Source organism: Pseudomonas sp. S10E 269 (assembly GCF_002798465.1).
Classification (GTDB): domain Bacteria; phylum Pseudomonadota; class Gammaproteobacteria; order Pseudomonadales; family Pseudomonadaceae; genus Aquipseudomonas; species Aquipseudomonas pergaminensis.
In genome coordinates this window covers 2,192,560-2,217,442 of sequence record NZ_PHIJ01000001.1, presented here as the reverse complement: position 1 = coordinate 2,217,442, position 24,883 = coordinate 2,192,560, and the positions used below count along the sequence as shown (strand labels likewise).

24 protein-coding genes are annotated in these 24,883 nt (G+C 60.6%); 12 read left to right on the top strand and 12 right to left on the bottom strand.

Annotated elements, in window-relative coordinates:
• Positions 1–138 precede the first annotated feature (138 nt).
• From CWC48_RS10215 to CWC48_RS10205, 3 genes are read right to left on the bottom strand one after another with little or no spacing between them, the layout of a single operon-like run.
• Positions 139–909: a MetQ/NlpA family ABC transporter substrate-binding protein gene (locus tag CWC48_RS10215; RefSeq protein WP_028618642.1), complete on the bottom strand. Its 771-nt coding sequence runs from the start codon at positions 907–909 to the stop codon at positions 139–141.
• Between the two features lie 50 nt (positions 910–959).
• Positions 960–1,634: a methionine ABC transporter permease gene (locus CWC48_RS10210; RefSeq protein WP_078046245.1), complete on the bottom strand. Its 675-nt coding sequence runs from the start codon at positions 1,632–1,634 to the stop codon at positions 960–962.
• The gene (locus CWC48_RS10205) at positions 1,634–2,641 is read right to left on the bottom strand and encodes a methionine ABC transporter ATP-binding protein (protein ID WP_100491810.1); all 1,008 of its coding nucleotides are present in this window, start codon (positions 2,639–2,641) and stop codon (positions 1,634–1,636) included. The genes CWC48_RS10210 and CWC48_RS10205 overlap by 1 nt, the downstream gene beginning before the upstream one ends.
• A 73-nt stretch (positions 2,642–2,714) precedes the next feature.
• On the opposite strand from CWC48_RS10205, the gene katE reads away from it, so the two are divergent.
• On the top strand, positions 2,715–5,048 hold the full coding sequence (gene katE / locus CWC48_RS10200) for a catalase HPII (RefSeq protein WP_352152397.1): 2,334 nt from the start codon (positions 2,715–2,717) through the stop codon (positions 5,046–5,048).
• Positions 5,049–5,135: 87 nt separating this feature from the next.
• Here the strand turns inward: katE and CWC48_RS10195 are convergent, their stop codons facing one another.
• The 4 genes from CWC48_RS10195 to CWC48_RS10180 are packed head-to-tail and all read right to left on the bottom strand — an operon-like array spanning position 5,136 to position 7,941.
• Positions 5,136–5,855 (bottom strand): PA5502 family lipoprotein, encoded by a 720-nt coding sequence (locus tag CWC48_RS10195; protein ID WP_078046247.1) that lies wholly within the window; start codon positions 5,853–5,855, stop codon positions 5,136–5,138.
• Between the two features lie 37 nt (positions 5,856–5,892).
• Complete coding sequence (znuB, locus tag CWC48_RS10190) at positions 5,893–6,681, bottom strand: zinc ABC transporter permease subunit ZnuB (protein WP_012721518.1); 789 nt, start codon at positions 6,679–6,681, stop codon at positions 5,893–5,895.
• Positions 6,674–7,459: a zinc ABC transporter ATP-binding protein ZnuC gene (gene znuC / locus CWC48_RS10185; protein ID WP_078046248.1), complete on the bottom strand. Its 786-nt coding sequence runs from the start codon at positions 7,457–7,459 to the stop codon at positions 6,674–6,676. The genes znuB and znuC overlap by 8 nt, the downstream gene beginning before the upstream one ends.
• The gene (locus CWC48_RS10180; protein WP_012721520.1) at positions 7,459–7,941 is read right to left on the bottom strand and encodes a Fur family transcriptional regulator; all 483 of its coding nucleotides are present in this window, start codon (positions 7,939–7,941) and stop codon (positions 7,459–7,461) included. Before CWC48_RS10180 ends, znuC begins: the two co-directional genes overlap by 1 nt.
• Positions 7,942–7,999: 58 nt before the next feature.
• Between CWC48_RS10180 and CWC48_RS10175 the strand changes: the two genes are divergently transcribed.
• Complete coding sequence (locus tag CWC48_RS10175; RefSeq protein WP_100491809.1) at positions 8,000–8,929, top strand: zinc ABC transporter substrate-binding protein ZnuA; 930 nt, start codon at positions 8,000–8,002, stop codon at positions 8,927–8,929.
• A 123-nt stretch (positions 8,930–9,052) separates the two neighbouring features.
• Here the strand turns inward: CWC48_RS10175 and CWC48_RS10170 are convergent, their stop codons facing one another.
• Both CWC48_RS10170 and CWC48_RS10165 read right to left on the bottom strand, forming a co-directional pair.
• On the bottom strand, positions 9,053–10,006 hold the full coding sequence (locus CWC48_RS10170) for a homoserine kinase (RefSeq protein WP_100491808.1): 954 nt from the start codon (positions 10,004–10,006) through the stop codon (positions 9,053–9,055).
• A 56-nt stretch (positions 10,007–10,062) separates the two neighbouring features.
• The gene (locus CWC48_RS10165) at positions 10,063–10,353 is read right to left on the bottom strand and encodes a DUF2782 domain-containing protein (RefSeq protein WP_012721523.1); all 291 of its coding nucleotides are present in this window, start codon (positions 10,351–10,353) and stop codon (positions 10,063–10,065) included.
• 74 nt (positions 10,354–10,427) lie between these two features.
• Between CWC48_RS10165 and polA the strand changes: the two genes are divergently transcribed.
• Entirely contained in the window at positions 10,428–13,205 is a 2,778-nt protein-coding gene (gene polA, locus CWC48_RS10160) for a DNA polymerase I (RefSeq protein WP_100491807.1), read from the top strand.
• 270 nt (positions 13,206–13,475) lie between these two features.
• Here polA and yihA read toward each other — a convergent pair whose 3' ends face one another.
• Positions 13,476–14,117 carry a ribosome biogenesis GTP-binding protein YihA/YsxC gene (gene yihA, locus CWC48_RS10155; protein WP_078046252.1) on the bottom strand — a complete coding sequence of 214 codons (642 nt, stop codon included), beginning with the start codon at positions 14,115–14,117 and terminating at the stop codon, positions 13,476–13,478.
• A gap of 192 nt (positions 14,118–14,309) precedes the next feature.
• On the opposite strand from yihA, the gene CWC48_RS10150 reads away from it, so the two are divergent.
• The 6 genes from CWC48_RS10150 to CWC48_RS10125 all read left to right on the top strand — a co-directional run bounded on the left by CWC48_RS10150 (position 14,310) and on the right by CWC48_RS10125 (position 19,879).
• Positions 14,310–14,612 (top strand): cytochrome c5 family protein, encoded by a 303-nt coding sequence (locus tag CWC48_RS10150; protein ID WP_100491806.1) that lies wholly within the window; start codon positions 14,310–14,312, stop codon positions 14,610–14,612.
• A gap of 34 nt (positions 14,613–14,646) precedes the next feature.
• Complete coding sequence (locus tag CWC48_RS10145) at positions 14,647–15,273, top strand: cytochrome c (RefSeq protein ID WP_100491805.1); 627 nt, start codon at positions 14,647–14,649, stop codon at positions 15,271–15,273.
• 168 nt (positions 15,274–15,441) lie between these two features.
• Positions 15,442–16,077: a thiol:disulfide interchange protein DsbA gene (dsbA, locus tag CWC48_RS10140; protein ID WP_033899253.1), complete on the top strand. Its 636-nt coding sequence runs from the start codon at positions 15,442–15,444 to the stop codon at positions 16,075–16,077.
• Positions 16,078–16,087: 10 nt separating this feature from the next.
• The gene (locus CWC48_RS10135) at positions 16,088–16,966 is read left to right on the top strand and encodes an endonuclease/exonuclease/phosphatase family protein (protein WP_100491804.1); all 879 of its coding nucleotides are present in this window, start codon (positions 16,088–16,090) and stop codon (positions 16,964–16,966) included.
• Positions 16,963–19,014, top strand: a complete 2,052-nt coding sequence (locus tag CWC48_RS10130; protein WP_100491803.1) for a GGDEF domain-containing protein — start codon at positions 16,963–16,965, stop codon at positions 19,012–19,014. The genes CWC48_RS10135 and CWC48_RS10130 overlap by 4 nt, the downstream gene beginning before the upstream one ends.
• An 88-nt stretch (positions 19,015–19,102) precedes the next feature.
• The gene (locus CWC48_RS10125; RefSeq protein ID WP_078046256.1) at positions 19,103–19,879 is read left to right on the top strand and encodes an N-acetylmuramoyl-L-alanine amidase; all 777 of its coding nucleotides are present in this window, start codon (positions 19,103–19,105) and stop codon (positions 19,877–19,879) included.
• Here the strand turns inward: CWC48_RS10125 and CWC48_RS10120 are convergent.
• Both CWC48_RS10120 and algB read right to left on the bottom strand, forming a co-directional pair.
• Entirely contained in the window at positions 19,876–21,663 is a 1,788-nt protein-coding gene (locus CWC48_RS10120) for a KinB sensor domain-containing domain (protein WP_099493321.1), read from the bottom strand. The genes CWC48_RS10125 and CWC48_RS10120 overlap by 4 nt on opposite strands.
• A 10-nt stretch (positions 21,664–21,673) precedes the next feature.
• The gene (gene algB, locus CWC48_RS10115) at positions 21,674–23,020 is read right to left on the bottom strand and encodes a sigma-54-dependent response regulator transcription factor AlgB (protein WP_025854310.1); all 1,347 of its coding nucleotides are present in this window, start codon (positions 23,018–23,020) and stop codon (positions 21,674–21,676) included.
• 378 nt (positions 23,021–23,398) lie between these two features.
• On the opposite strand from algB, the gene CWC48_RS10110 reads away from it, so the two are divergent.
• The 3 genes from CWC48_RS10110 to CWC48_RS10100 all read left to right on the top strand — a co-directional run bounded on the left by CWC48_RS10110 (position 23,399) and on the right by CWC48_RS10100 (position 24,397).
• On the top strand, positions 23,399–23,683 hold the full coding sequence (locus CWC48_RS10110) for a hypothetical protein (RefSeq protein ID WP_078050844.1): 285 nt from the start codon (positions 23,399–23,401) through the stop codon (positions 23,681–23,683).
• A 79-nt stretch (positions 23,684–23,762) separates the two neighbouring features.
• Positions 23,763–23,927, top strand: coding sequence for a DUF1328 domain-containing protein (locus CWC48_RS10105; RefSeq protein ID WP_003170804.1), 165 nt, complete (start codon positions 23,763–23,765; stop codon positions 23,925–23,927).
• A gap of 2 nt (positions 23,928–23,929) precedes the next feature.
• Complete coding sequence (locus CWC48_RS10100) at positions 23,930–24,397, top strand: inhibitor of vertebrate lysozyme family protein (RefSeq protein ID WP_100491802.1); 468 nt, start codon at positions 23,930–23,932, stop codon at positions 24,395–24,397.
• Positions 24,398–24,883 lie beyond the last annotated feature (486 nt).

Genomic DNA, 24,883 nt, shown 5'->3' with positions numbered 1-24,883 from the left:
ACCACAAAACAAATGTGGGAGCTGGCTTGCCTGCGAAAGCGGTGTGCCAGTCAACATCTCCGTCGACTGATACACCGCATTCGCGAGCAAGCCCGCTCCCACATTTTTTGATCTCCAGTTTTGGGAGATCGAGTCAGGTCAGAACGCCGGCTTGATCGCGCCTTTGTACTTCTCTTCGATGAATTTCTTCACTTCAGGCGTGTGCAGGGCGGCAACCAGCTTCTTCACGGCGTCCGAGTCCTTGTTGTCTTCGCGGGTCACCAGAATGTTCACGTAAGGCGAGTCGCTGCCTTCGATGACCAGTGCGTCCTTGGACGGGTCCAGCTTGGCTTCCAGCGCATAGTTGGTGTTGATCAGCGCCAGGTCGACTTGGGTCAGCACGCGCGGCAGGGTGGCGGCTTCCAGTTCACGGAACTTCAGGTTTTTGCTGTTACCGGTGATGTCCTTGATGGTCGACAGGATGTTGGTCGGGTCCTTCAGGGTGATCAGGCCGTTCTTGGCCAGCAGCAACAACGCGCGGCCGCCGTTGGTGGCGTCGTTCGGGATCACGACATTAGCGCCGCTTGGCAGCTCGTCCAGCTTCTTGTACTTGCTGGAGTAGGCGCCCAGGGGTTCCAGGTGCACAGCGCCGACGCTCACCAGATGAGTGCCCTTGGCCTTGTTGAATTCATCCAGGTACGGCTGGTGCTGGAAGAAGTTGGCGTCCAGGCGCTTTTCAGCGACTTGAACGTTTGGCTGCACGTAATCGGTGAAGACTTTGACCTGCAGGTCTACGCCTTCTTTGGCGAGGGCAGGTTTCACGAATTCGAGGATTTCCGCGTGGGGGACCGGCGAAGCGGCGACCGTAATGGTCTCGGCGTGGGCGGAAAACGCGGCAACGGCGGCGAAAGCAACCAGTAGTTTTTTCATCCAACAAGCTCCTTGTTCGGGCATCGGCCGGCGGGGGCCGGCCATGGCCGTTATTTTCGAGAAAAGTGCACCACCAGCTTGTCGCCGACGGTTTGCAGAATTTGCACCAGGACCAGCAGCATCACCACGGTCACGACCATCACATCGGTCTGGAAGCGCTGGTAACCGAAGCGGATGGCCAGGTCACCCAGGCCACCGGCACCCACCACACCCGCCATCGCCGTGTAGGACACCAGTGTAATCGCCGTCACTGTAATCGCCGCGAAAATGCCGGGGCGGGCTTCGGGTAGCAAGGCATTGATAATGATCTGGCGCGTGCTGGCGCCCATGGACTGGGTGGCTTCGATGATGCCACGGTCCACTTCACGCAGGGCGGTTTCCACCAGGCGCGCGAAGAACGGCGTCGCGCCCACGACCAACGGCGGAATTGCACCCGCCACACCCAGCGAGGTACCCGTGAGCAGCACGGTGAACGGGATCATCACGATCAGCAGGATGATGAACGGCAGCGAACGCAGGATATTCACGATCAGCGACAGCAGCGCGTACAGGCCCTTCTGTTCGAACAGTTGGCGCGGGCTGGTCAGGAACAGCAGCACGCCCAGCGGCAGGCCCAGTACGACGGTGAAGAACAGCGAACCGAACAGCATGGTCATGGTGTCGCCGGTGGCCAGCCAGATTTCGGACCAGTCGATATTAGCGAAGAAACTCAACAGGGCTTCCATTAGCGCAGGACCTCCATGTGAACGTCAGCGGCAGTGAAGCGCGCAAAGGCGGCGTCCATGTCACCGCCGGTGACGGCGAGGGTCAGTTGCCCGTAGGGGATGTCTTTGATGCGGTCGATACGACCGGCGAGGATGCTGTAGTCCACACCGGTTTCGCGGGCGACGGTGCCCAGCAGTGGCGCGTAGGTCGCTTCACCCTGGAACGTCAGGCGCACGATGCGGCCGGGTACATGGGCGAAGTCATCGCGCTGCTCGCCTTCGTCGACCTGCTCGGCTTCTTGCACGAAGCGCTTGGTGGTCGGGTGCTTGGGGTGCAGGAACACGTCGGCCACCGAGCCTTGCTCGACGATCACACCGGCGTCCATCACGGCCACCTGGTCGCACACGCGGCGGATCACGTCCATTTCATGGGTGATCAGCACGATGGTCAGCTTCAGCTCGCGGTTGATCTCGGCCAGCAGTTGCAGCACCGAAGCGGTGGTCTGCGGGTCGAGGGCGCTGGTGGCTTCGTCGCACAGCAGGATCTTTGGCTTGGTCGCCAGGGCGCGGGCGATGCCGACGCGTTGCTTCTGGCCACCGGACAACTGCGCCGGGTACTTCTTGGCGTGGTCCGACAGGCCGACACGGGCGAGCAATTCGGCGACGCGCAGGTCGATTTCTTTGCGCGACAGTTCGCCGGCCAGGGTCAGCGGCAACGCGACGTTGTCGGCGACGGTCTTGGACGCCAGCAGGTTGAAGTGCTGGAAGATCATCCCGACCTGCTGGCGGAAACGGCGCAGGCCGTTGGCGTCCAGGGCGGTGACTTCTTCGCCATCCACCGTGATCTTGCCGCCACTCGGTTCCTCGAGGCGGTTGATCAGGCGCAGCAGGGTGCTTTTACCCGCACCGGAGTGGCCGATCAGGCCAAACACCTGGCCGTTTTCGACACTCAAGCTGGTGGAGTGCAGCGCGGGAATATCCTTACCGGCGACGCGGTAGGTTTTATGGACGTTTTGAAACTCGATCACGTAGCGAACCTTGTGGGGCGCATGGAAAAGGGATCAGCGGTTAGCCGGGCGCGCATTTTAGCCTGTCCGTATAGTGTTTCTTAGCATTTATTTCGCATTCAACCAGCGATTTGGCAATAACGCGATCAAAGGTCATAAAAAAGGAACGGCCCAAAACCCCATCAGTCACTACTTAAGCAACTCGATTTCCCAGGTGCCGTGCCTGGGGTTTTGCTCAAACGAGCCGGGGATCGCTCTGGCCACTTTGAATAAGGAGTTTTGTCTGATGAGTACCAAGAAGCCAGCCACCCCGCCGAAGAGTGAACTCGCGGGCACCGATACCCTGGACCGTGGCAACACCAACGCCAAGCTACAGGCCCTGGAGACATTCCGTTCCGATGCGACCGGCCAGGCCCTGCGTACCAACCAAGGCGTGAAGATTTCCGACAACCAGAACACCTTGAAAGTCGGTTCCCGTGGCCCATCGCTGCTGGAAGATTTCATCATGCGTGAAAAAATCACGCACTTTGACCATGAGCGCATCCCAGAGCGCATCGTGCATGCCCGTGGCACCGGCGCCCATGGTTATTTCCAGACGTATGAAAACCATTCGGCGCTGACCAAGGCTGGGTTCCTGCGTGACCCAGGGCATAAAACCCCGGTATTCACGCGCTTTTCCACCGTGCAGGGCCCGCGTGGCTCAGGGGATACGGTGCGTGATGTGCGCGGTTTTGCGGTTAAGTTTTTCACCGAAGAAGGCAACTTCGACCTGGTGGGCAACAACATGCCGGTGTTTTTCATTCAGGACGCGATCAAGTTTCCTGACTTCGTGCACGCCGTAAAGCCTGAACCACACAATGAAATTCCTACCGGCGGATCGGCGCACGATACGTTCTGGGACTTCGTTTCGCTGCAGCCTGAATCCGCTCACATGGTGATCTGGGCAATGTCTGACCGCGCCATTCCAAAAAGCCTGCGCAGCATGCAGGGCTTTGGCGTGCACACCTTCCGCCTGGTGAATGCCGAGGGCAAATCCAACTTCGTCAAATTCCACTGGCGCCCTACGGCGGGTACTTGCTCGCTGGTGTGGGACGAGGCGCAGAAGCTGGCCGGTAAAGATACCGACTACCACCGTCGCGATCTCTGGGAAGCCATTGAGATGGGCGACTACCCCGAGTGGGAATTGGGTGTGCAGGTTATCCCCGAGGATAAGGAGCATGCGTTCGACTTCGACATTCTCGACCCCACCAAGCTGATTCCGGAGGAGCTGGTGCCGATCACCCCGCTGGGCAAGATGGTGCTGAATCGCAACCCGGATAACTTCTTTGCAGAAGTCGAGCAGGTCGCGTTTTGCCCGGGTCATATCGTGCCGGGTATCGACTTCTCCAATGACCCGCTGCTGCAAGGTCGGTTGTTTTCCTACACCGATACACAGATCAGCCGACTGGGCGGCCCGAACTTTCACCAGTTGCCGATCAACCAGCCCGTGACGCCGCTGCACAACAACCAGCGTGATGCCATGCACCGCAGCACCATCGATAAAGGTCGTGCGTCCTACGAGCCGAATTCGATTGATGGCGGCTGGCCTAAAGAAACTCCGCCGGCGGCACAGGATGGTGGCTTCGAGACGTATCCGGAGCGCATCGATGCCCACAAGATCCGTGAGCGCAGCGAGTCGTTCGGCGATCACTTCTCCCAGGCGCGCCTGTTCTTCCGCAGCATGAGCAAGCACGAGCAAGAGCACATCATCGCGGCGTATAGCTTTGAGTTGGGCAAGGTAGAGCGTGAGTTCATTCGCGCGCGCCAAGTCAACGAGATCCTGGCGAATATCGACCTGGAACTGGCCAAGCGCGTGGCCCAGAACCTGGGGCTGCCAGCACCGACCCAAGGCACCGTGCCGGAGCGTCAAACCAAGCCGGAGCGCTCGCCAGCGTTGAGCCAGGCGAACCTGCTGCCGGGCGATATCAAGACCCGCAAGGTGGCGATCCTGGCAGCCAATGGCGTGGACGGCGTGGCGATTGCCGCGCTGAAAAAGGCACTCGAGGCAGAAGGTGCGCACGCCAAGCTGCTGGGGCCAACTTCGGCGCCGGTGAAGACGGCCGATGGCAAGAGCCTGCCAGTGGATGCGTCGATGGAAGGCATGCCGTCCATTGCGTTTGATGCGGTGTTCGTCCCTGGCGGGAAGGACTCGGTGAAAGCCCTGAGCGGTGATGGGGTGGCGTTGCACTTCCTGTTGGAGGCGTACAAGCACCTCAAGGCGATTACAGTCGCCAGTGACGCGAAGCCGTTGTTGGACCTGCTGAAACTTGAGGTGGATGCGGGGCTGATCGTGGGATCGGATGCCAAGGCGTTCAAGGCGTTTTTTGCCGCGATCGGCCAGCATCGGGTCTGGGATCGCGAGCCTAAGGCCAAGGCGATTCCGGCTTAAGCTATTGGTTGTCGGTTAGATCGCTATCGCCGGCAAGCCGGCTCCTACAGGTTGATGGGTAGGAGCCGGCTTGCCGGCGATGCTTTTTTAGTCCGCCTTGCGCGGAATCAGCACGACCTGCGCCGGAATGTTCTTCAGAATCTGCCGGTGAATCTTCAGGTCATATCCCGAATCGATACGCTTCACCCGTTTGGTCAGTAACGTGGCCAGCCACGGGTAATCCTCTGTGCGCGGCGCCTGGATGCTCACGTCGCACTGGTAATTCACCACGTCGGTGGCAATTGCGTCCAGCTGGTGGCGCAGTTCTTCGATGTTGGTGAGGTTCAGCGCCACTGTGGTGCTGGGCGCTGCCGGGTCGATGACTTTGGCTGCGGGCTTGGCTTCGGCGGCTTTCAGGGCGGCCTCGGCTTTATCCAGCTCGGCTTTGCGGGCGTGCGTGATGGCGCTGTTTACGCCGCCGGTGAGTGCGGGCGCCTTGGGCATCAGGGCGCGGGCACGGCTCAGGGCGGTGGCGGCGGCGTTTACGTCACCTTTTTGCAACACGATCTGGCTGCGCTGCAGATAGGCTTCGGCCAATTGACGCTGGTAGGTCTCGAGCGCCGGGTCGTTGGGCGATTGAGCCTGTAGCGCGGCCAGTTGGTCTTCGGCGGTAGCCAACTCGCTGCTGGCCAGGTTTTGCTCCAGCTGCGCGATGGCCGCAGCGCGTGCGTCCGGGGCCTCGGGGGCGGCGGGCGGTGTGCTTTGACAGGCGCCCAGCAGCAGGGAAAATGCGGCAAGGAGCAGATAACGGGAGGTGAACAGCTTCATTCCTGCGACTCTCTATTTGCGCAAAAAGCGAGCAAGTCTACACCCCTCGACGGGGCAGGACAAAACTCAGCAGAAACAGGGCGGCGGCCGTGACCACAATCGATGGGCCGGCCGGGGTGTCCTTGAACCAGGACAACGCCAAGCCCCCGCACACTGCAAGCATCCCCAACAGGCTTGCGCCGATCGCCATTTGCTCCGGTGAGCGGGCATGGCGCTGGGCAGCGGCTGCAGGAATGATCAACAGCGACGTGATCAACAATACGCCCACTATCTTCATCGCGACAGCAATCACCACGGCGATCAGCAACATCAGGGCCATGCGCAGGCTCGGCACGGGCAAGCCTTCGACCGTGGCCAGCTCTTCGTGCACGGTAATCGCCAGCAATGGGCGCCACAGCGCGACCAGCAACACCAATACGGCCGCGCTGCCGCCGAGAATCCATGCAAGGTCGGTGGGGCTAATCGCCAGCAGATCGCCGAACAGGTAGGCCATCAGGTCGATGCGCACTTCATGCATGAAGCTCAGCACCACCAGGCCCAGGGACAGGGTGCTCGGCGCCAGGATACCCAGCAAGGTGTCGGAGGCCAGTGGCTGGCGCTGTTGCAGGGTCACCAGCAGCACTGCCAGCAACAGGCAGCCCACGGTCACGGCGATGGTCGGGCTGACATCCAGCAAGAAGCCCATGGCCACGCCCAGCAGCGCAGCGTGCGACAGCGTGTCGCCGAAATAAGCCATGCGTCGCCAGACCACGAACGAGCCCAGTGGGCCCGCCACCAACGCCAAAGCCAAGCCTGCCAGCAGGGCGTAGAGCAGAAAATCAGCCATGCTTGCAGCTATCTCCATGAACGTGGGTGTGAGGCGCGGTGGGATCGTCGACCACGGCGCCATGCAAATCGTGGGCGTGGTCGTGATGGTGGTGGTAGATCGCCAGGCTCTGGGCGTTCTTGCCGAATAGCTCGACGAACGCCGGGTCGCCGCTGACCTGCTCCGGGTGGCCGGAGCAGCACACGTGACGGTTGAGGCACACCACTTGGTCGGTGGTGCTCATCACCAGGTGCAAATCGTGGGAGACCATCAGCACGCCGCAGCCATGGCGGTCGCGCAGGCGGGTGATCAGGCTGTACAGCTCGGCCTGGCCGGCGACGTCAACGCCTTGCACGGGTTCATCCAGCACCAGCAGTTCCGGCTCGCGCAAAAGGGCGCGGGCCAGTAGCACGCGCTGCATTTCGCCGCCGGAGATGCTTTGCACCGGGCTGTCGATCACCTGTTCGGCGCCGACTTCCTTGAGCGCAGCCTGAGCGCGGGCGCGGTCCACGCCCGGCACCAGGCGCAGGAAGCGCAACACAGAGAGAGGCAATGTCGGGTCGACGTGCAGCTTCTGCGGCATATAGCCGACCCGCAGCTTGGGTTTGCGCCATACGCTGCCGGTATCGGGCTTGAGCAGGCCGAGTACGGCGCGAACCAGGGTGGTCTTGCCGGCGCCATTGGGGCCGATCAAGGTGACGATCTGCCCAGGCTCTACGCTCAGCGCGATGTTATCCAGCACGTTTTGCCCGGCGAACGTGACCCCGACCTGCTCCAGGCGGATTAACGCGTTGCTCATCAAGCCCCCTGGCAGCCCGAGCACAGGCCGACCACTTCGACCGTTTGCCCTTCGACCCGGAAGCCGACATCGGCCGAGCTTTTGATGATGGCGTCGCTGATGCTTTTTTGTTCAAGCTCGATGGCGGCGTGGCACTCGCGGCAGATCAGGAACTGGCCCTGGTGCGCGTGTTCCGGGTGGCTGCAGCCGACGAAGGCGTTCAACGAGGCGATGCGGTGCACCAGGCCGTTTTCCAGCAGGAAGTCGAGTGCGCGGTACACGGTCGGCGGTGCTGCGCGACGGCCGTCTTGCTCACTGAGCACGCCGAGGATGTCGTAGGCGCCCAGCGGCTTGTGGCTCTGCCACACCAGTTCCAGCACGCGGCGACGCAAGGCGGTCAGGCGCAACCCCTTCTGTGTGCACAGGGTGTCGGCCTCCGACAGCGCGGTATGCACGCAGTGAGAGTGGTCGTGGGGACGGCTGGCAAGCGGTGTTTTAGGCATGAGCGGCGACAGATATTTGATAGAGACGTTATTATGTTACCCGTTCCTACGCCATTGAGTGGTCATCGTGTCCCGACTTTTTCCCGTTTTTGTCGTATTTGTCACCAGTTTGTTCATTACTGGCGCCGCTCAGGCCGAGGTCAAGGTGCTGACCAGCATCAAGCCATTGCAGTTGATTGCCGCTGCTGTGCAGGACGGTGTGGCGGTTCCCGAGGTGTTGTTGCCCCCCGGTGCGTCGCCCCATAACTATGCGTTGCGACCATCCGACGTACGGCGCGTGCAGTCGGTGGACCTGCTGTACTGGATCGGCCCGGATATGGAGAGTTTCCTGCCCCGCGTGTTGAAAGGTCGTACGGCCGCGACAGTGGCAGTGCAGGATCTGCCAGGCATGAAGCTGCGTCGTTTTGCCGAAGATAGCCACTCACACGCCGATGAAGCCGACGAACACGACCACGATCACCGCCCGGGCAGCCTGGATGCGCACTTGTGGTTGTCGACGGTGAATGCTCGGGTGATTGCTGCGCGCATGGCGGCTGACCTGGCTGCCGCCGATCCGGCCAATGCCGCGCGGTACCAGAGCAACGCTAAGGCCTTCGAAGAGCGCCTCGATGCGCTGGACGCTCGCCTGAAAGCCCGCTTGGCGCCGATCGATGGCAAGCCTTACTTCGTGTTCCACGAAGCTTTCGATTACTTCGAAGACGCTTACGGCCTCAAGCACGCCGGCGTGTTCAGCGTGGCAGCCGAAGTGCAGCCGGGTGCACAGCATGTGGCGGCGATGCGCACGCGGCTGCAGGAAGTCGGGAAGACGTGTGTGTTCAGTGAGCCGCCGTTGCGCCCGCGCCTGGCTGAAACGCTGGTCGCCGGCTTGCCGGTAAAGCTGGCGGAGTTGGATGCGTTGGGCGGTTACACGCCGGCTACCGCTCAGGGTTATGAGCAGGTGTTGGAGAAGCTTGGTAACGACCTGGCCGGGTGCCTGGAGTCGTTGTAACAGATGGCGCCTATCTAATGTGGGAGCTGGCTTGCCTGCGATTGCGGTGGGCCTGCGACGACATTGTTGGCTGACCTGACCCTATCGCAGGCAAGCCAGCTCCCACAATGACCGAGTTGGGCTTTAGAGGGCGAACGGCAGTTGGATCGTGACCTGCTGGCGTTGTGCCAAGCGATGCTCGAACTCCGCCGGGTCATGGATCAACACATCCTGGCCGGCAAACGATTCGGCCGCGATCAGGCGTGACAGCCAGAACCGCACACAGGCTACGCGCAACATCGTCGGCCACAGTTCTGCCTCTTTCGCCGTAAACGGACGCAGCGCTGCGTACGCACCCAGCAATGCCCGAGCGCGTTGCCCATCAATCACGCCATCAGCGTCCGAGCACCAGTCATTCAGGGCGATCGCCACGTCGTACAGCATCGGGCCGGAACAGGCGTTGTAGAAGTCGATCAGACCAGTGAGGTGCGTGCCTTCAAACATCGCGTTATCGCGGAACAGGTCAGCGTGCACGTTGGCGCGTGGCAGGGCGAGGATCTGGGCCTTATGCGCTTCGATCTCTGCCAGGGCGTCTTGCAACAGGCGCTGCTGAGCTTCGTTCAAGTGCGAAATAAGCTGCGCGCCTTCGCTGAGCATCCAGTCCAGCCCGCGATCGGTCTTGCGTTCCAGCACCTTTTCGCCTTGCGTCGCCAGGTGCAGGTGGCCAAGCAGGTCGCCTACTTGGGCACAGTGCTGGGCGTTGGCGTCCTTGATGTGCTTGCCGGCCAGGCGCGGTTGCAGCAGCGCTGGTTTGCCTTTCAGTTCGCGCAGGGCCACGCCGTCTGTTGTACGCAGGGCGTAAGGCACGGGCAGGTCGGCGTCGTGGAGCACATCGAGCAGTTCGATGAAAAACGGCATCTCCGCGACCGGGCCGCGTTCAACCAGGGTCAGGACGAACTCGCCCTGCTCCAGGCTAATAAAGAAATTGGTGTTTTCGCTACCGGCGGCAATCCCCTGGAAGTCGATCAGGCGGCCGAGCCCGTAAGGGGCGAGAAAGGTTTCCAGCTCGGGCCGAGCCAGGGGGGTGAACACAGACATGGTTAAAACTGCCAGTACGGGCGCCGCGGTGCGCGGCGCCAATTGAAGTTAAGAAATCATTTCCATTCGAAGATCTTCCATGACGGGATCAGCATATCCGGCTGGTCAGAGCGGATGAAGTTCGCATCGGTTCCGTCCGCGCGCACCAGGAAATACGGGGGCGCCCCCTTCGGGGTAACCTTGATTGCGTACAGGAAACCGTTCTGACGGTACTCCTGGATGGTCTTGTCGCCTTCCGTGCGAATGGTCACTTCCGGATCGCCTCCGGGGGCGTCGTCTGCCGCCATGGCAGCCATCGGAGCGAGTGCAATCAAGCCAGTCAGCAGCAGGCGATTGAATGTACGCATGATAACCTTGTCCCTTTGTCGTCATTGGTCCGGCTATTCTAGCGCCTGACCCGCCGAAAAGGTTGATTCTGCTCATGAGCCAAGCACCCCTCGTCCTGGTGGACGGTTCTTCTTATCTGTACCGCGCGTTCCATGCGTTGCCACCGCTGACCACCTCCAAAGGCCTGCCCACCGGCGCGGTCAAGGGCGTGTTGAACATGCTCAAAAGCCTGCGCAAGCAATACCCGGACAGTCCGTTCGCGGTGGTGTTCGATGCCAAGGGTGGGACCTTTCGCGATGACATGTACGCCGAATACAAGGCCAATCGCCCAAGCATGCCCGATGACATGCGCCTGCAGATCGAACCCCTGCACCAGAGCGTGATCGCCCTGGGCTTCCCACTGTTGTGCGTCGAAGGCGTCGAGGCCGATGACGTGATCGGCACCCTGGCCCGCAGCAGTGCGGCCGCTGACCGCCCGGTGGTTATTTCCACCGGGGACAAGGACATGGCACAGCTGGTCGACGGGCACATTACCTTGGTCAACACCATGACCGGTAGCGCGATGGACATCGAGGGCGTGAAGGAGAAATTCGGTGTCGCTCCCGAGCAGATCATCGACTACCTGGCATTGATGGGCGATTCGTCCGACAACATCCCAGGCGTCCCGGGCATCGGTCCGAAGACCGCTTCAGGTTTGCTGGTTGGCGTGAACGGTGGCCTCAAAGAGCTGTATGAGCAATTGGATATCGTGCCGACCCTGCCTATCCGGGGTGCGAAGACGCTGCCGGCCAAGCTGGAAGAGCATCGTGAGATGGCATTCCTGTCCTATCAATTGGCGACGATCAAGGTCGATGTGCCGCTGGACGTGGGCCTGGATGACCTGCACCTGATCGAACCGGACCGTGAAAAACTGCTGGAGCTGTACACGCTGCTGGAGTTCAAGAGCTGGTTTGATGAGATCCAGCGCGATGCCAAGCGAGTGGAGCTCAAGGCAGCTCCTGCGGTTGAAGACGTTGTTGAAGTGGTGGCACCCGCCGAGGCGACTTACACCACCATCCTCGACCAGGCGACGTTCGACATCTGGCTGAAGAAACTCAACGACGCGAAGCTGTTCGCCTTCGACACCGAAACCACCGGGATCGACGCCCAGCGCGCGCAGCTGGTAGGTGTTTCCTTCGCGGTGCAGCCCCATGAAGCCGCGTACATTCCGCTGACCCACTCCTACATCGGCGTGCCGGAGCAGTTGGACCGCGATACCGTGCTGCTGGCCCTGAAGCCGCTGCTGGAAGACCCGACCAAGCTCAAAGTCGGCCAGCACGCCAAGTTCGACATGAACATCCTGGCCAACTGCGCCATCGGCGGCGACCCGGCTCATGGCATTACCGTGCGCGGCATCGCATTTGACACCATGCTCGAATCCTACGTGTTGAACGCCACCGCAACGCGGCATGACATGGACAGCCTGGCCAAGAAATATTTGGACTACGACACCGTTGCCTTCCAGGACATCGCTGGCAAGGGAGCCAAGCAGCTCACCTTCGATCAGATTGCCCTGGAGCAGGCTGGGCCTTATGCGGCGGAAGACGCCGATGTGACCTTGCGCCTGCACCAGGCGCTGTTTGCGCAACTGGCGGCCATCCCGAGCCTGGCAGGTGTACTCACGGATATCGAGATGCCGCTGGTGCCGGTGTTGGCGCGTATCGAGCGCCAGGGCGCGCTGGTCGACAAGGACTTGCTGGGCGTCCAGAGCATCGAGCTGGGCAACAAGATGGTCGAGCTCGAGCGCCAGGCGTTCGAGATCGCCGGCGAAGAGTTCAACCTGGGTTCGCCCAAGCAACTTGGCGCAATCCTGTACGAAAAACTCGGCCTGCCAGTGCTTAAAAAAACCGGCAAGGGCCAGGCCTCGACCGCCGAAGAAGTTCTGGCCAAGCTGGCCGAAGATGATTACCCGCTGCCCAAGGTGCTGATGCAGTACCGCAGCATGAGCAAGCTCAAAAGCACTTACACCGACCGGCTGCCGGAACAGATCAACCCGCGCACCGGGCGTATCCACACCTCGTATCACCAGGCGGTGGCGGCGACCGGGCGGTTGTCTTCCAGTGATCCGAACCTGCAGAACATCCCGGTACGTACCGCCGAAGGGCGGCGGATTCGCCAGGCGTTCATTGCGCCCAAGGGCTACAAATTGCTGGCGGCGGACTATTCGCAGATTGAGCTGCGGATCATGGCCCACCTGTCGAAAGACGAGGGGTTGATGAATGCCTTCCGTCACAACCTCGACGTACACACGGCCACGGCGGCCGAGGTGTTCAAGGTTGAATTGGGCGAGGTCACCTCCGACCAGCGTCGCAGCGCCAAGGCGATCAACTTCGGTTTGATCTATGGCATGGGCGCGCAGAAGCTGGGCAAGGACATTGGCGTCGATACCAAGACGGCCAAGGCGTACATTGATGTGTATTTCGCCCGTTATCCCGGTGTTCGCGAGTACATGGAACGCACCCGGGCCCAGGCGTCCGACCAAGGCTACGTCGAGACTTTCTTCGGTCGTCGCCTCTACTTGCCGGATATCCACTCCAACAAGCCACAGGAACGCGCGGCCGCTGAGCGCACTGCCATCAACGCGCCGATGCAGGGCACGGCGGCAGATATCATCAAGAAAGCCATGGTGTTGGTGGATAACTGGCTGACCGACTCAGGCCTGGATGCCAAGGTGATCCTGCAGGTACACGATGAATTGGTGCTGGAAGTGCGTGAAGACCTCGTCGCGCAAGTCAGCGAGAAAATTCGCGAGCACATGAGTGCGGCTGCTCAGTTGGACGTACCGCTGCTGGTGGAAGTGGGCGTAGGCAATAACTGGGACGAAGCACACTGATGACGGGGCTCCTGCCACCACCTTGCGTGGTGGCAGAGTGCTTTAGTCCAGAAGTCTTCGTCGGTTATTTCCAATAGTTTTTTGAACCTGCCGGAACTTAACCTGTGAACTGCTACTCAGAGTTACTGAATGGGTGGTGAAGCCCTTCAATGCTCCTATGTTGTGTTAAGTGTTGGCAGATATCTGGACCCCGCCCTAGCGGTCCGGAACTTGAACCCCGAACTTCCCCTCCCCATACGAAGTCCGGGGTTTTTTTTGCCTGCAGAAAAGTTACTCCGCGATTTCTGCGCCCTTGTCTGCCAGCTCCATCCAGCCGGCCAATACGGTGTAAGCCTCTTCCAAGCCCAGGCGTTTAGGCGCCGAGAACAGCTGAATGGTGATCGTATCGCCCCAGCCCTTACGGATTTCCGACTGCACTTTGAGCAGAGTGTTCTTGGCGGCGCCGTAGGTCAGCTTGTCGGCCTTGGTCAGCAGGATATGCATCGGCATGCCGCTGGCGACAGCCCAATCGAGCATCAACAGGTCGAAGTCGGTCATCGGATGGCGGATGTCCATCATCAGAATCAAACCCTTCAAACTCTCTCGGCCGCCCAGGTAAGCCTCCAGGTGACGCTGCCAGTGCAGCTTCAGCGGGATGGGTACTTTTGCGTAACCGTAGCCCGGCAGGTCGACCAGACGCCGATCATCGTCTAGCTTGAAGAAATTGAGGAGTTGCGTACGGCCCGGGGTTTTCGAGGTGCGTGCCAGGCTGGCGTGAGTCAGGGTGTTCAGCGCGCTGGACTTGCCGGCGTTGGAGCGACCGGCAAAGGCGACTTCAAAGCCTTCGTCATCGGGGCATTGGTCAACTTTGGCGGCGCTGAGCATGAACGTGGACTGTTGGCACAGGCCGAGGATGGGATTCTTGAGTTGCATGAGTTTTCCGATGTGGGCGGTGCCGAGAAAGGGTGCGGCAAGCGGTGTCGTTTCCGTTTCAGTAGCGCCAGTATATAATGCCGCAGATTTTGTGTGTGCTTTGTCCCAGCGAAGGATGAAGTTCACGGGAGCGATAGACCTTTATTGCGCATTAGAACGCAAAACGCTCTCAAACCCTGAAATGGTCGACGTATGACCAAGTGGTTGCTCGCTATCGGTGTCCTGCTCCCGCTTTACGGCGCTCAGGCTACACAGGATCCGGAAGCGGTGTACAAACGAGTTTGCGTGGCTTGCCATGCCGGCCAGTTGCCCAACGCCCCCGTACGGGGTGACGAGGCAGCCTGGGCGCCAAGACTGGCGCAAGGCATGGACACGCTGGTGCAACACGTGACCCAGGGTTTCAAGGCAATGCCGACGCGTGGTTTGTGCATGGACTGCAGTACTGAGGATTACCAGGCCGTCATTGAGTTGATGGTGAGTAAACCCGGTAGATAACTCTTAAACCCCTTAGCCGTAGTTGGATTAGCTGATGAACAAACTGATCGTGAGTCTGCTGTTGACCTTGGGCATCACAGGCGTTGCCGTCGCTGCAGAGGGCCCCCTGAAAGGTGATGCCACTGCCGGTCAAGCGAAAGCCGCCGTATGTGGTGCCTGCCATGGACCGGATGGTAACAGCCCGGCGCCGAACTTCCCCAAACTGGCCGGCCAGGGTGAACGTTACCTGACCAAGCAACTGCACGACATCAAGGATGGCAAGCGCACGGTCCTGGAAATGACCGGCTTGCTGACCAACCTCAGCGATCAGGACCTGGCAGACCTCGCGGCGTATTTTGCCAGCCAGAAAGGCAGTGTGGGAGCTGCTGATCCGAAACTGGTGGCCCGTGGTGAGAAACTATTCCGCGGCGGCGACCTGGAAAAAGGCCTGCCAGCCTGCACCGGCTGCCATTCGCCCAATGGCGCGGGCATCGCCGCCGCCGGCTTCCCGCATCTGAGTGGTCAGCATGCGACCTACATCGCCAAACAGTTGACCGATTTCCGCAAGGAAGAGGCGGGACGCGCCAACGATGGCGACGCGGCGATCATGCGCACCATCGCCCGCAAGCTGAGTCATGAAGACATTGCGGCGGTCTCCAGCTACATCCAGGGCCTGCACTGAGGTACAGGCAACGTTAACACTCGATTAATCCCGTGATGCAAGCATAAAAAGGGTGGCCCAGGCCGCCCTTTTTTGTGGCCGGTGCCGTTACACTAACGAACTCATGCCCGCGTAGACCTGTCACAACAAAGGTCGCGTGAGGCGACTTTATTTGTCCAGGAGTAAAGCATGCGTAATCTGATCCTCAGCGCCGCTCTCGTCACTGCCAGCCTCTTCGGCATGACCGCACAAGCCGCCGACGTGCCGCTTGAAGCCGGTAAAACCTACGTTGAATTGGCTAACCCGGTTCCGGTCTCGGAGCCAGGCAAGATCGAAGTGGTGGAGCTGTTCTGGTATGGCTGCCCGCATTGCTACGCTTTTGAGCCGACCATCAACCCATGGGTCGAGAAACTGCCTAAAGACGTGAACTTCAAACGTATCCCCGCCATGTTCGGCGGCCCATGGGATGCCCACGGCCAACTGTTCCTGACCCTGGAAGCCATGGGTGTGGAGCATAAAGTTCACAACGCGGTATTCGACGCGATCCAGAAGCAAGGCAAGCGCCTCACCAAGCCAGACGAAATGGCTGATTTCGTGGCCACCCAAGGTGTCGACAAGGACAAGTTCCTGGCGACCTTCAATTCCTTCGCCATCCAGGGCCAGATCAAGCAGGCCAAGGAGCTGGCGCAGAAGTACGGCGTGCAAGGCGTACCGACCATGATCGTCAACGGCAAATACCGTTTCGACCTGGGCACCTCCGGTGGTCCTGAGCAAACCCTCAATGTTGCCGACCAGCTGATCGCCAAAGAGCGCGCAGCCAAGTAAGGGGCCCGTCATGCGCCGCTGGGGTACCGAACGTGTGGTTGGCTTGCATGATCCGCAGGTCAACGAACATCACCTGGAAACCACGGGCCTGCCGGCAGACAGCCGCCTGCGCCTGCTGAGCTTCAATATCCAGGTGGGCATCAGTACCGAGAAGTACCGGCACTACCTCACCCGTGGCTGGCAGCACTTGCTGCCCCACAACGGGCGTGCCGGCAACTTGCAAAAAATCGGCAACCTGTTGAACGACTTCGATCTGGTTGCCCTGCAGGAAGCCGACGGCGGCAGCATGCGCTCCGGTTACATCAACCAGGTGGAGCACCTGGCCCAGCTCGGGGCTTTCCCCTACTGGTACCAGCAGCTCAATCGCAACCTCGGGCGCCTGGCACAGCACAGCAATGGCGTGCTCAGCCGCTTGAAGCCCTCCGCTATTGAAGATCACCCGCTGCCGGGCCCCAAGGGCCGGGGGGCGATCCTTGTACGCTTTGGCGAAGGCCCAGAGGCCTTGGTTGTGGTGATGATGCACCTGGCGTTGGGGGCTCGCACCCGCACCATGCAGTTGGCCTACATCCGCGAGCTTATTGGCAGTTACAAACATCAGGTGCTGATGGGGGACATGAACACCCACGCCAGCGACCTGCTGCAGAATTCTCCGTTGCGCGACCTCGGGCTCCTGGCTCCGCAAGCCGAAGCCACGTTCCCCAGTTGGCGCCCGCAACGCTGTCTTGATCATATCCTGCTCAGCCCTACCCTCACACTCGAGAGCGTGCAGGTGCTGGCGCAGCCCATCTCCGATCACCTGCCGGTCGCGGTAGAGATTCGTCTGCCGGGTTCGCTCACGGCTGATGCATTACCCGCGTTGAGCCCCGGCCCTCGCGGACCCCTTGCATGAGCGACGACGCCCAGCGCTGGAAAGAGAAATACCTCAAAAGTATCGAGCAACAAGATAAGCTCGAACGCCGTTGGGCTGCCCGCCTCGACCTGCTGCGCCGTGGGCTGGTGCGCAGCACGCTGGCTGCTGAGGGCACCGACCGCGCGGTCGACCAGTGCATGAAGGAAATGCGCGACGTTGTCCGTACCGATGATATGGATGCCGCTCTCGCCGCCTTGCTGCCGCGCCTGGAAAAAGCCGTGCTGGATTCGGAGCAGCGCCGCGAAACCCGGGTCGACCAGATCAGTACTGCGTTGACCTCCCTGGTCAGCCAACTGCAAAAACTGCCATTACCTCGTGAAGTGGCCCGGCCGCTGAAGACGTTCGCCAAGCAGCTGGACGGCCGTGTCAGCCAGGCACGTGAGATCCCCTTGCTGCTCAGCGAATTGAGCAGCCTGCAGGGCCAGGCGCTGAACAATCTGGAGCCGGACGGTGAAGTCGCGCGGCCTGGGCCTGGGCTTCTGCAGCGACTGTTCGGTTCCAAAGAGGTCGAGAACGAGGCCGTGGCAAGCGATCCAGCACCCGGCCCGGCACCCCGACCCGCAGCGGCCAAGCCTGTTGCCGAATCTGAATCGCCCGAGCCTGAGCAGTCGGAGGAACTGACGCAAGCCTTGCGCGCCTTTGAGCCACAGCCTCAAGCAATGCTCGCCCCTGCAGTAGAGCCGGCCGCACCTGCCAAGGTTGTCGAAGCCGTCAGCGAAACGTTTGTCTACGAGGCCCCGGTTCAAACTGCTCCCGTTGAACTGCCCGCAGCGCGTGTAGAGCCCGAACCCCAGGCCGAAGCAGTTGCACCGGAAAGCGCCCTCGCCGCCTTCATCGAAACGCCTGACGTTCAGGTCGACACCCCGGGCGAGACCGTCATCGGCAGCCTGTCGCTGCCGCCGGTGCTGGAGGCCGAGGAGCCCGATCCTGACGAGTTGCAAGCGGACGGCACGTATTCCTTACCGGATTCGCCGGAGCCGTCCTACAGCTCCGTGGCCAAACACATTGAAGACACCCTGCTCGGGCTTCTGGAGGAATTGTCGCTGCCCGAGCGCCACCGGCCCCAGGCCGAAGCCATGCGCGAGCGCCTGGCCCACGGCTTGAACTGGTACGAACTGCTACCGATCCTCGACGACTTGGCTGTGTTAATGCTGGCAATTACCGACAGCGGTCAGCATGAGTTCGAGGCTTACCTCAAGCAGCTCAACGAGCGCCTCGAAGCGTTCCAAGGGCATTTGCAGGTTGCCAGCGACGGCCATGCCGATAGCCGCTCCGCCGCCCGGGAGCTGGATACACAGATCCGCGAACAGGTCGATGGCCTGCAAAGCAGCGTGCAGGAGGCCGCCGACCTGGACAGCCTCAAGCACGTATTGGAAAGCCACCTCGAAGGCCTGCTCGGCACCATGGATGAGCACCAGCAGCAGCGTGACCTGCGCGAGCAGGAAACCGCGGCGCGCCTGAGAGGCTTGGCTGAGCGGGTCGCCAACATGGAGCAGGAAGCCCAGGGCTATCGCGAGCACCTGGAGGTACAACGCCAGAAAGCCTTGATCGATCCGCTCACCGGCCTGCCCAACCGCGCCGCATGGAGTGAGCGTCTGGATCAGGAGGTCAACGACTGGCATCAACGTGGCAACAGCCTGTCGCTCGCGATGCTGGACTTGGACCACTTCAAGCGCATCAACGACGGCTACGGCCACCTGGCTGGCGACAAAGTACTGAAAATCATCGCTAGCGTGCTGCGTAAACGCCTGCGCCCTAGCGACTTTATCGCGCGTTTCGGCGGTGAGGAGTTTGTCCTGCTGATGCCGGACTCATCCCTGGCGGATGCCCTGGCTGCGGGCGAGGTGTTACGTGCAGCGATTGAAGCCTGCCCGTTTCACTTCAAGGGTGAGCCGGTGACGATCACCGTGTCCATGGGCGTGGCGCAGTTCCAGCCGGGAGAGCGCAGCGACCTGGCACTCAAGCGCGCCGATGCAGCCTTGTATCGGGCCAAGGCCGCCGGGCGGAACCAAGTGCAGGCCGCCTAAAAGATGTTCCATTTTGTAATTTGACGGTTGGGTCACAAACGGTACGTTACACTGTTGCATTATCGTCTTCAGCGTAACGTCTTCCGCCATGAAATCCTTGTACATCGCCTTTGTGTTTCTCCTTCTCGCGGGCTGCGCCAGCGGCCCTCGCCTGGACACCACCCACCCCTCGGTGAACTACGACAACCGCGTGCAGTTCATTGTCGTGCATTACACCTCCACCAACCTTGAACGCTCCCTGGCATTGCTTACCCACGGCCAGGTCAGCAGCCATTACCTGATCGGCGACGATGCGTCGGGCACCCTCTACAAGCTGGTGGATGAGAGCAAGCGCGCCTGGCATGCCGGCGAAAGCGAGTGGATGGGCCGCACCTGGCTCAACTCCAGCTCCATTGGTATCGAGATCGTGAACCCTGGCTACAAAGACACGCCGACAGGCCGCCTGTGGTATCCGTACTCCGAGGCGCAGGTGCAGTCCCTGGTGGTGTTGCTCAAGGACATCATCAAACGCAACGGCATCGACCCCAAGAACATCATTGGCCACAGTGACATTGCGCCGCTGCGTAAGCTCGACCCGGGCCCTCTGTTCCCCTGGAAGCGCCTGGCAGATGAGGGCCTGGGTGTCTGGCCGGATGCCCAGGCCGTGGCGCGTTTCCAGGTGCAGTACGCCACGGAGCTGCCGAGTATCACCTGGTTCCAGGAAGAATTGGCTCATCTGGGCTATCAGACACCCCAGACCGGCGAGCTGGATGTGGCCACGCGTCATGTGATCGCGGCGTTCCAGATGCATTTCCGGCCGTCGCTGTTTGATGGCACGCCGGATGCGGAAAGTGCCGCGATCCTGCGCGCGTTGAACCGGCGCTAGAGCGGCAACGCCATATAGAACTGAGTGCCCTGCCCCGGCCGCGAATACACGCCCATGCGGCCGCCGTGCAGTTGCACGATTTCCTTGCACAGCGCCAGGCCCAGGCCGGCGCCGCCTTTCTTGCGGCCCACCTGGACGAAGGGTTCGAAGATCCGGCCCTGCTGCCCATAGGCGATGCCTTCGCCGTTATCCTCGACGCTGATGATCACCCGCTCGCCATGGCGTCGCGCCTGCAGGCGAATCTGCCCGCCTGCAGTGGTGTGGCGCAGGGCGTTGCCCAGCAGGTTGTCCAACACGCGCTCAAGCTGTGCCTGGTCCGCGTACAACCGAGGCAGGTCGGATTGGGCTTCTACCAGCAGTTCGATGTCTTGCGCCTTGGCCGGCTCGGCGAAACGCACACGGGCGTGTTCCAGCAGGTCGGTCACATCGCACGGCCCTAGGGTGAGTTTCTGCAGGCCGTTCTGGTAGCGGGAGAAGTTGAGCAGGTCGTTGATCAACTGCATCAAGCGCTGCATTTCTTCGTTGACCGTGTCCAGCAGGTCCGCTTCACGGGACTCTGCCGGAAACTTCGCGCGTTCTCGGAACAGTCCGAACGCCATGTGCATGCCCGTCACCGGCGTGCGCAGCTCATGGGAGGCGCGCAGGACGAACTCGCTGCGCACCCGTTCGAAGGCGCGTTGTTCGGTGACGTCATGCAGCACCATCACCGCGCCGAGGATGTGTCCTTGGGTATGGCTGACAGGCGTCAGGCTGTAGGTCAGCAGGCGCAATTCGCCCTCGACCTCCACTTCAAGATCGTCCGGCGCCCGTTCCAGGTTGCCGCCGCGCAATACCAGTTGCAGCTGCTCGTCCAGTTCCGGGCGCACCAGTGCTTCGCCAAGACCTTGGCCCAGGCGCGCCTCGTCCCAGCCCAACTGGCGCTGGGCCACCGGGTTGAGGTGTTCCAGGCGGCCTTGGCGGTCAATCATCAGGAGGCCATCGTCGATGCTGTCGAGCACCGCCTGCAGACGCTGTTGACCGGCCAGCAGCTCATCGACGTTGGTCGCCTGATGCTGGCGCAACGCCTCGGCCATGATGCCGAAACGTCGGGTCAACTGGTTCATTTCCGCCGCAGACGAGATTGGCAGCGTCACTTCGAAATCACCTTGCCCGATCTTGTCCGCGGCCTTGGCCAGCGCTTCGATAGGCCCGCCAAAGCGTCGGGCAATGCCATGTGCCGTCACAAACCCGATGATCAGGACCGCAAGCCCCACCAACCCCAGCAACCCGGCGATCAGCAGCGCGCGCTCACGAGATTTGTGCTCGCTGTTGCTGATATTTTCCAGCGCCTGTTTGTGTTCGTTGATGAGGCCATTGCGCAGCGTATTGAAGGTGTCGGTAAGTTTTTCCTTAGTGCCGGGAGGGGGCGTCGGTTGCTGGGACTCGTCGAAGGCTTCCAGCAATTGCTGATACTGGCCGCGGGCCTCGCTGAAGCCCGTCCCGTGCCGGTCGCGCTGTTCATGCGCGATGCCCTGATCCAGCAGGTCGAAATAGTGCTGCTTAGAGGCTTGAAGTGCCTCGGGGTCGGGGCGCTCCTCCAGCATCATGATCAACTGATCACCCAGGCTTTGGCGCAGCTTGAGGCCCAGGTCCAGGGTGATGAAGTTGCTGCGAATCAGGGACTCCTGGGTCTTGGCCATTTGCATGACGCTCACCAGGCCCAGGATCAAGCCCAACAGGGCAACGGTGATCAGCGCTGAGATGCTCAGGAATAACCGAGTGCGCAGCTTCATCGCTAACTTCATAGGGTACAGCTCACAGGTTGTACTGTTTGCGTTTGCGGTACAGGGTCGACGCGTCGATACCCAGGGTGCGAGCCGCCTGGTCCAAGGTGTCGCTGGTGGCGAGCACGGCGCCGATGTGGGCTTTCTCCAGCTCGTCCAAGCTCAATGCCGCACCGATACGCGGGGCATTGTTGGTTGGCTGTTCGGCCATCCCCAGGTGGCTGATTTCCACCTTCTCCTGTGGGCAGATGATACTGGCACGCTCCACGACGTTACGCAGTTCACGGATATTCCCCGGCCAGCGGTAGTTGAGCAGTGCTTCGCGCGCTTCATCGCTGAAACCCCGTGCCGGTCGGGCATATTCCTTGACGAAACGTGCCAGGAACCGATCGGCCAGGGTCAGAATGTCTTCACTGCGCTCGCGCAGTGGCGGCAGATGCAAGGTGATCACGTTGAGGCGGTACAGCAGATCCTCCCGGAAGCGGCCGTCACGCACCATGTCTTCCAGGTTCAGGTTAGTGGCGGCGAGGATGCGTACATCGGCACGGCGGGTAACCGGGTCGCCCACACGCTCGTATTCCTTGTCCTGGATAAAACGCAGCAATTTTGGTTGCAACGTCAGTGGAAAATCGCCGATTTCATCGAGAAACAACGTGCCGCCATCCGCTTGGTTGACGCGACCCAATGTGCTCTCGCTGGCACCGGTAAAGGCACCACGGCTATGGCCGAACAATTCGCTTTCCATCAGCTCTGCCGTCAGCGACGGGCAGTTGATGGTCACGCAGGATTTCTTCGAGCGTTTACTCCAACCGTGAATGGCGCGGGCCAGCTCACCTTTACCGGTACCGGATTCACCCAGGATCAGAATGTTGGCGTCGGTGCCGGCCACTTGGCGCGCGGTCTCCAGCACTACCATCATCGAAGGGCTGTGAGAGTCGAGGCCGTCTTTCGGCTGGCGTACTTCGCCTTCGAGGGCTTCCAGGCGCGCGGAGAGTTGGCGCACTTCCAGTTGCTTGGCAGTGGCGAGCCGCAATTGATCGGGGCTGCAGGGCTTCACCAGATAGTCGGCGGCACCCGCCTGGATCGCATCCACTGCGGTATCGACTGCCGAATGCGCGGTGACAATCACCACGCGCATCCACGGCGCTTGGATGCGCATCTGGGCCAGCACGTCCAGGCCATTGTCTTCGCCCAGGCGCAGGTCGAGGAAGCACAGGTCGAACACCTGGCGCTGCATCAGGGTATCGGCCTGGGCAGCGCTGTTGGCGGTGGCTACGGTGTAGCCTTCATCTTCCAGGCAATAACGGAAGGTGCGGAGGATCGCGGATTCGTCATCCACTAAAAGAATGCGGCCTTGAAGTTCCTTGGCTGATTCCATCTGTCCCGCGCTCCTTAAACTATGAATGATGGTGTTTAGTCCCGGAATAATCGGGCAAGTTGCATGGTTTATTCTGATCGATAAATAGCATCGTCGTGCAGGTATCTGCACCGCTTCCTACAAAGCCCCGCCTGATGGCGTTCTCATACCGTCTTGCCACTTCGGCAACGCACTCTGCGTGTTCTATCCCTTCATCCGACCGCTGGCCATCGTGCATTTCGCACGGCTCGCGAGGGGGCATCGTGCAGGATGCTGGGCGTGTGTCGGATTAATAATATTTAACTCATTGATTTTATTGAGTTTTATTTTGTAAAAAAGCTGGCATGCGCTCTGCAATAGCTCTCCCAACGAATAATCAAAATGCGGGAGAACAACAGCATGACTCGCCAAAGCCTCAGCCAATTGCGTGTGTCGCCACTGCGCTTGCAACAAGGTCTGTTTGCCAGCCTGGCCTTGATGGTCACGCTGATTGGCGGCCAACAGTTGCAACATTGGCAGCAGAGTCAGCAGCAGATTCCCCAGTTCGAACGTCCAGCCATGACTCAAACCCATTTCCGTTCCGTTGGCAGCGTAGCTGCCGACGTAACAGCCCCGCAATTGCGGATGGTTGACCAGGAATCTTCCCTGAGTGAACTGCCATCCCAGGAGCGTTGGGTGTTCTAGGCACCATAAGGCCGCTCGTGTTGAGTGGCCGCACGGCACTACCGCTGTTACCTCTTAAAGAAGCATAAGGAGAATCACCATGTTGAGTTGGGCAATCACATTTCTGATCATCGCCATTGTGGCTGCAGTCCTGGGCTTCGGTGGTATCGCGGGCACCGCCACGGGTATCGCAAAAATTCTGTTTGTGGTCTTCCTGGTGATGTTCATCGCTTCCTTCTTCTTTGGTCGTCGCGGCCGAGGCTGAACATGACCACTTTGTCCTTCAAAGCCATTACTGCCGCCCTGCTTCTGGGCGGCAGCGGCTTGGCAATGGCCGCCAATGACGGCCAGTCCCGAGCCAACGAATTGCTCAGCGCGGACCCGCAATTCCGCGAGACCTGGCAAGGCGTGGTGAAGAAAGAAGAGCGTCTGCCGGAATGGGTCATGAACCTGTCTGGCACCGCCGAGCAAATGAATGCCGTGGAAGAAGATGGCGACAAGTACTTGGTCGGGCCGCTCTGCGAAACCGCAGACACCTGCTTGAACAAGCGCCTGATTGTTGCCTTCAGCCTCGACAAGGAAGACGCCTACGCCATGTTGGTGGAAGTCCCGGCCGGTCTGCCGGCGGACAAATCCCCGACGCGGCACGCCGATTACCGTTTTATCGGTAAGCCGGATGAGGGCATGCAGAAGCTGCTGATGGAGCAGCTGAAGAAAGATCCTAATTGGTACTAGGTTCCGTCTGACGACATTGTCGTCTACGGGGCCAGCGTCCATAGAAAGAAGCCCCTCGCTTCTTTCTGTCTGCGCCACCCGAAAAGGGCGGTGCATGACCAAGGGGCCGGGTTGCTCTGATCAATTGCGATCGGCGTGACCTACGGGTACAGGGAGTGCCTGCGCAAGGGCCGGGTCAGGCGAAAAGCTGCGACGCAGGTTCACAAGCCGATGGCTTGCTGAACCTGCGGCGGGCTTGTCAGGCTCGCTCAGCTTCCTATGCTCTCCATAGCCGCAAATTTCCTTCCTGCTCTTTCCCAACCATTACTTCGTGTGTCGGGCTGACCATCTATCGATAAAATTTGGCCTGGTCCATAGGACATTTCCGACGCTAAACGACGGTATTCCCAGGCATTTCTGCCAAGGCTCCAAAGACGTCCTGATTCTCTGAGCGAGCCGGGTTTGGCAGGTTCACGGCATGTTTGCCGGACAAAATGTCACATTTGA

What these genes read in the sequence shown, in the direction of transcription:
- CWC48_RS10105 (WP_003170804.1), top strand. Translation starts at nt 23,763, where the DNA reads ATGTTGAGTTGGGCAATCACATTTCTGATCATCGCCATTGTGGCTGCA.
- znuB (WP_012721518.1), bottom strand. Translation starts at nt 6,681, where the DNA reads ATGGCTGATTTTCTGCTCTACGCCCTGCTGGCAGGCTTGGCTTTGGCG.
- CWC48_RS10100 (WP_100491802.1), top strand. Translation starts at nt 23,930, where the DNA reads ATGACCACTTTGTCCTTCAAAGCCATTACTGCCGCCCTGCTTCTGGGC.
- CWC48_RS10110 (WP_078050844.1), top strand. Translation starts at nt 23,399, where the DNA reads ATGACTCGCCAAAGCCTCAGCCAATTGCGTGTGTCGCCACTGCGCTTG.
- znuC (WP_078046248.1), bottom strand. Translation starts at nt 7,459, where the DNA reads ATGAGCAACGCGTTAATCCGCCTGGAGCAGGTCGGGGTCACGTTCGCC.
- dsbA (WP_033899253.1), top strand. Translation starts at nt 15,442, where the DNA reads ATGCGTAATCTGATCCTCAGCGCCGCTCTCGTCACTGCCAGCCTCTTC.
- CWC48_RS10195 (WP_078046247.1), bottom strand. Translation starts at nt 5,855, where the DNA reads ATGAAGCTGTTCACCTCCCGTTATCTGCTCCTTGCCGCATTTTCCCTG.
- CWC48_RS10145 (WP_100491805.1), top strand. Translation starts at nt 14,647, where the DNA reads ATGAACAAACTGATCGTGAGTCTGCTGTTGACCTTGGGCATCACAGGC.
- CWC48_RS10170 (WP_100491808.1), bottom strand. Translation starts at nt 10,006, where the DNA reads ATGTCTGTGTTCACCCCCCTGGCTCGGCCCGAGCTGGAAACCTTTCTC.
- CWC48_RS10130 (WP_100491803.1), top strand. Translation starts at nt 16,963, where the DNA reads ATGAGCGACGACGCCCAGCGCTGGAAAGAGAAATACCTCAAAAGTATC.
- yihA (WP_078046252.1), bottom strand. Translation starts at nt 14,117, where the DNA reads ATGCAACTCAAGAATCCCATCCTCGGCCTGTGCCAACAGTCCACGTTC.
- CWC48_RS10165 (WP_012721523.1), bottom strand. Translation starts at nt 10,353, where the DNA reads ATGCGTACATTCAATCGCCTGCTGCTGACTGGCTTGATTGCACTCGCT.
- CWC48_RS10150 (WP_100491806.1), top strand. Translation starts at nt 14,310, where the DNA reads ATGACCAAGTGGTTGCTCGCTATCGGTGTCCTGCTCCCGCTTTACGGC.
- CWC48_RS10180 (WP_012721520.1), bottom strand. Translation starts at nt 7,941, where the DNA reads ATGCCTAAAACACCGCTTGCCAGCCGTCCCCACGACCACTCTCACTGC.
- CWC48_RS10210 (WP_078046245.1), bottom strand. Translation starts at nt 1,634, where the DNA reads ATGGAAGCCCTGTTGAGTTTCTTCGCTAATATCGACTGGTCCGAAATC.
- CWC48_RS10125 (WP_078046256.1), top strand. Translation starts at nt 19,103, where the DNA reads ATGAAATCCTTGTACATCGCCTTTGTGTTTCTCCTTCTCGCGGGCTGC.
- CWC48_RS10120 (WP_099493321.1), bottom strand. Translation starts at nt 21,663, where the DNA reads ATGAAGTTAGCGATGAAGCTGCGCACTCGGTTATTCCTGAGCATCTCA.
- CWC48_RS10215 (WP_028618642.1), bottom strand. Translation starts at nt 909, where the DNA reads ATGAAAAAACTACTGGTTGCTTTCGCCGCCGTTGCCGCGTTTTCCGCC.
- algB (WP_025854310.1), bottom strand. Translation starts at nt 23,020, where the DNA reads ATGGAATCAGCCAAGGAACTTCAAGGCCGCATTCTTTTAGTGGATGAC.
- CWC48_RS10135 (WP_100491804.1), top strand. Translation starts at nt 16,088, where the DNA reads ATGCGCCGCTGGGGTACCGAACGTGTGGTTGGCTTGCATGATCCGCAG.
- polA (WP_100491807.1), top strand. Translation starts at nt 10,428, where the DNA reads ATGAGCCAAGCACCCCTCGTCCTGGTGGACGGTTCTTCTTATCTGTAC.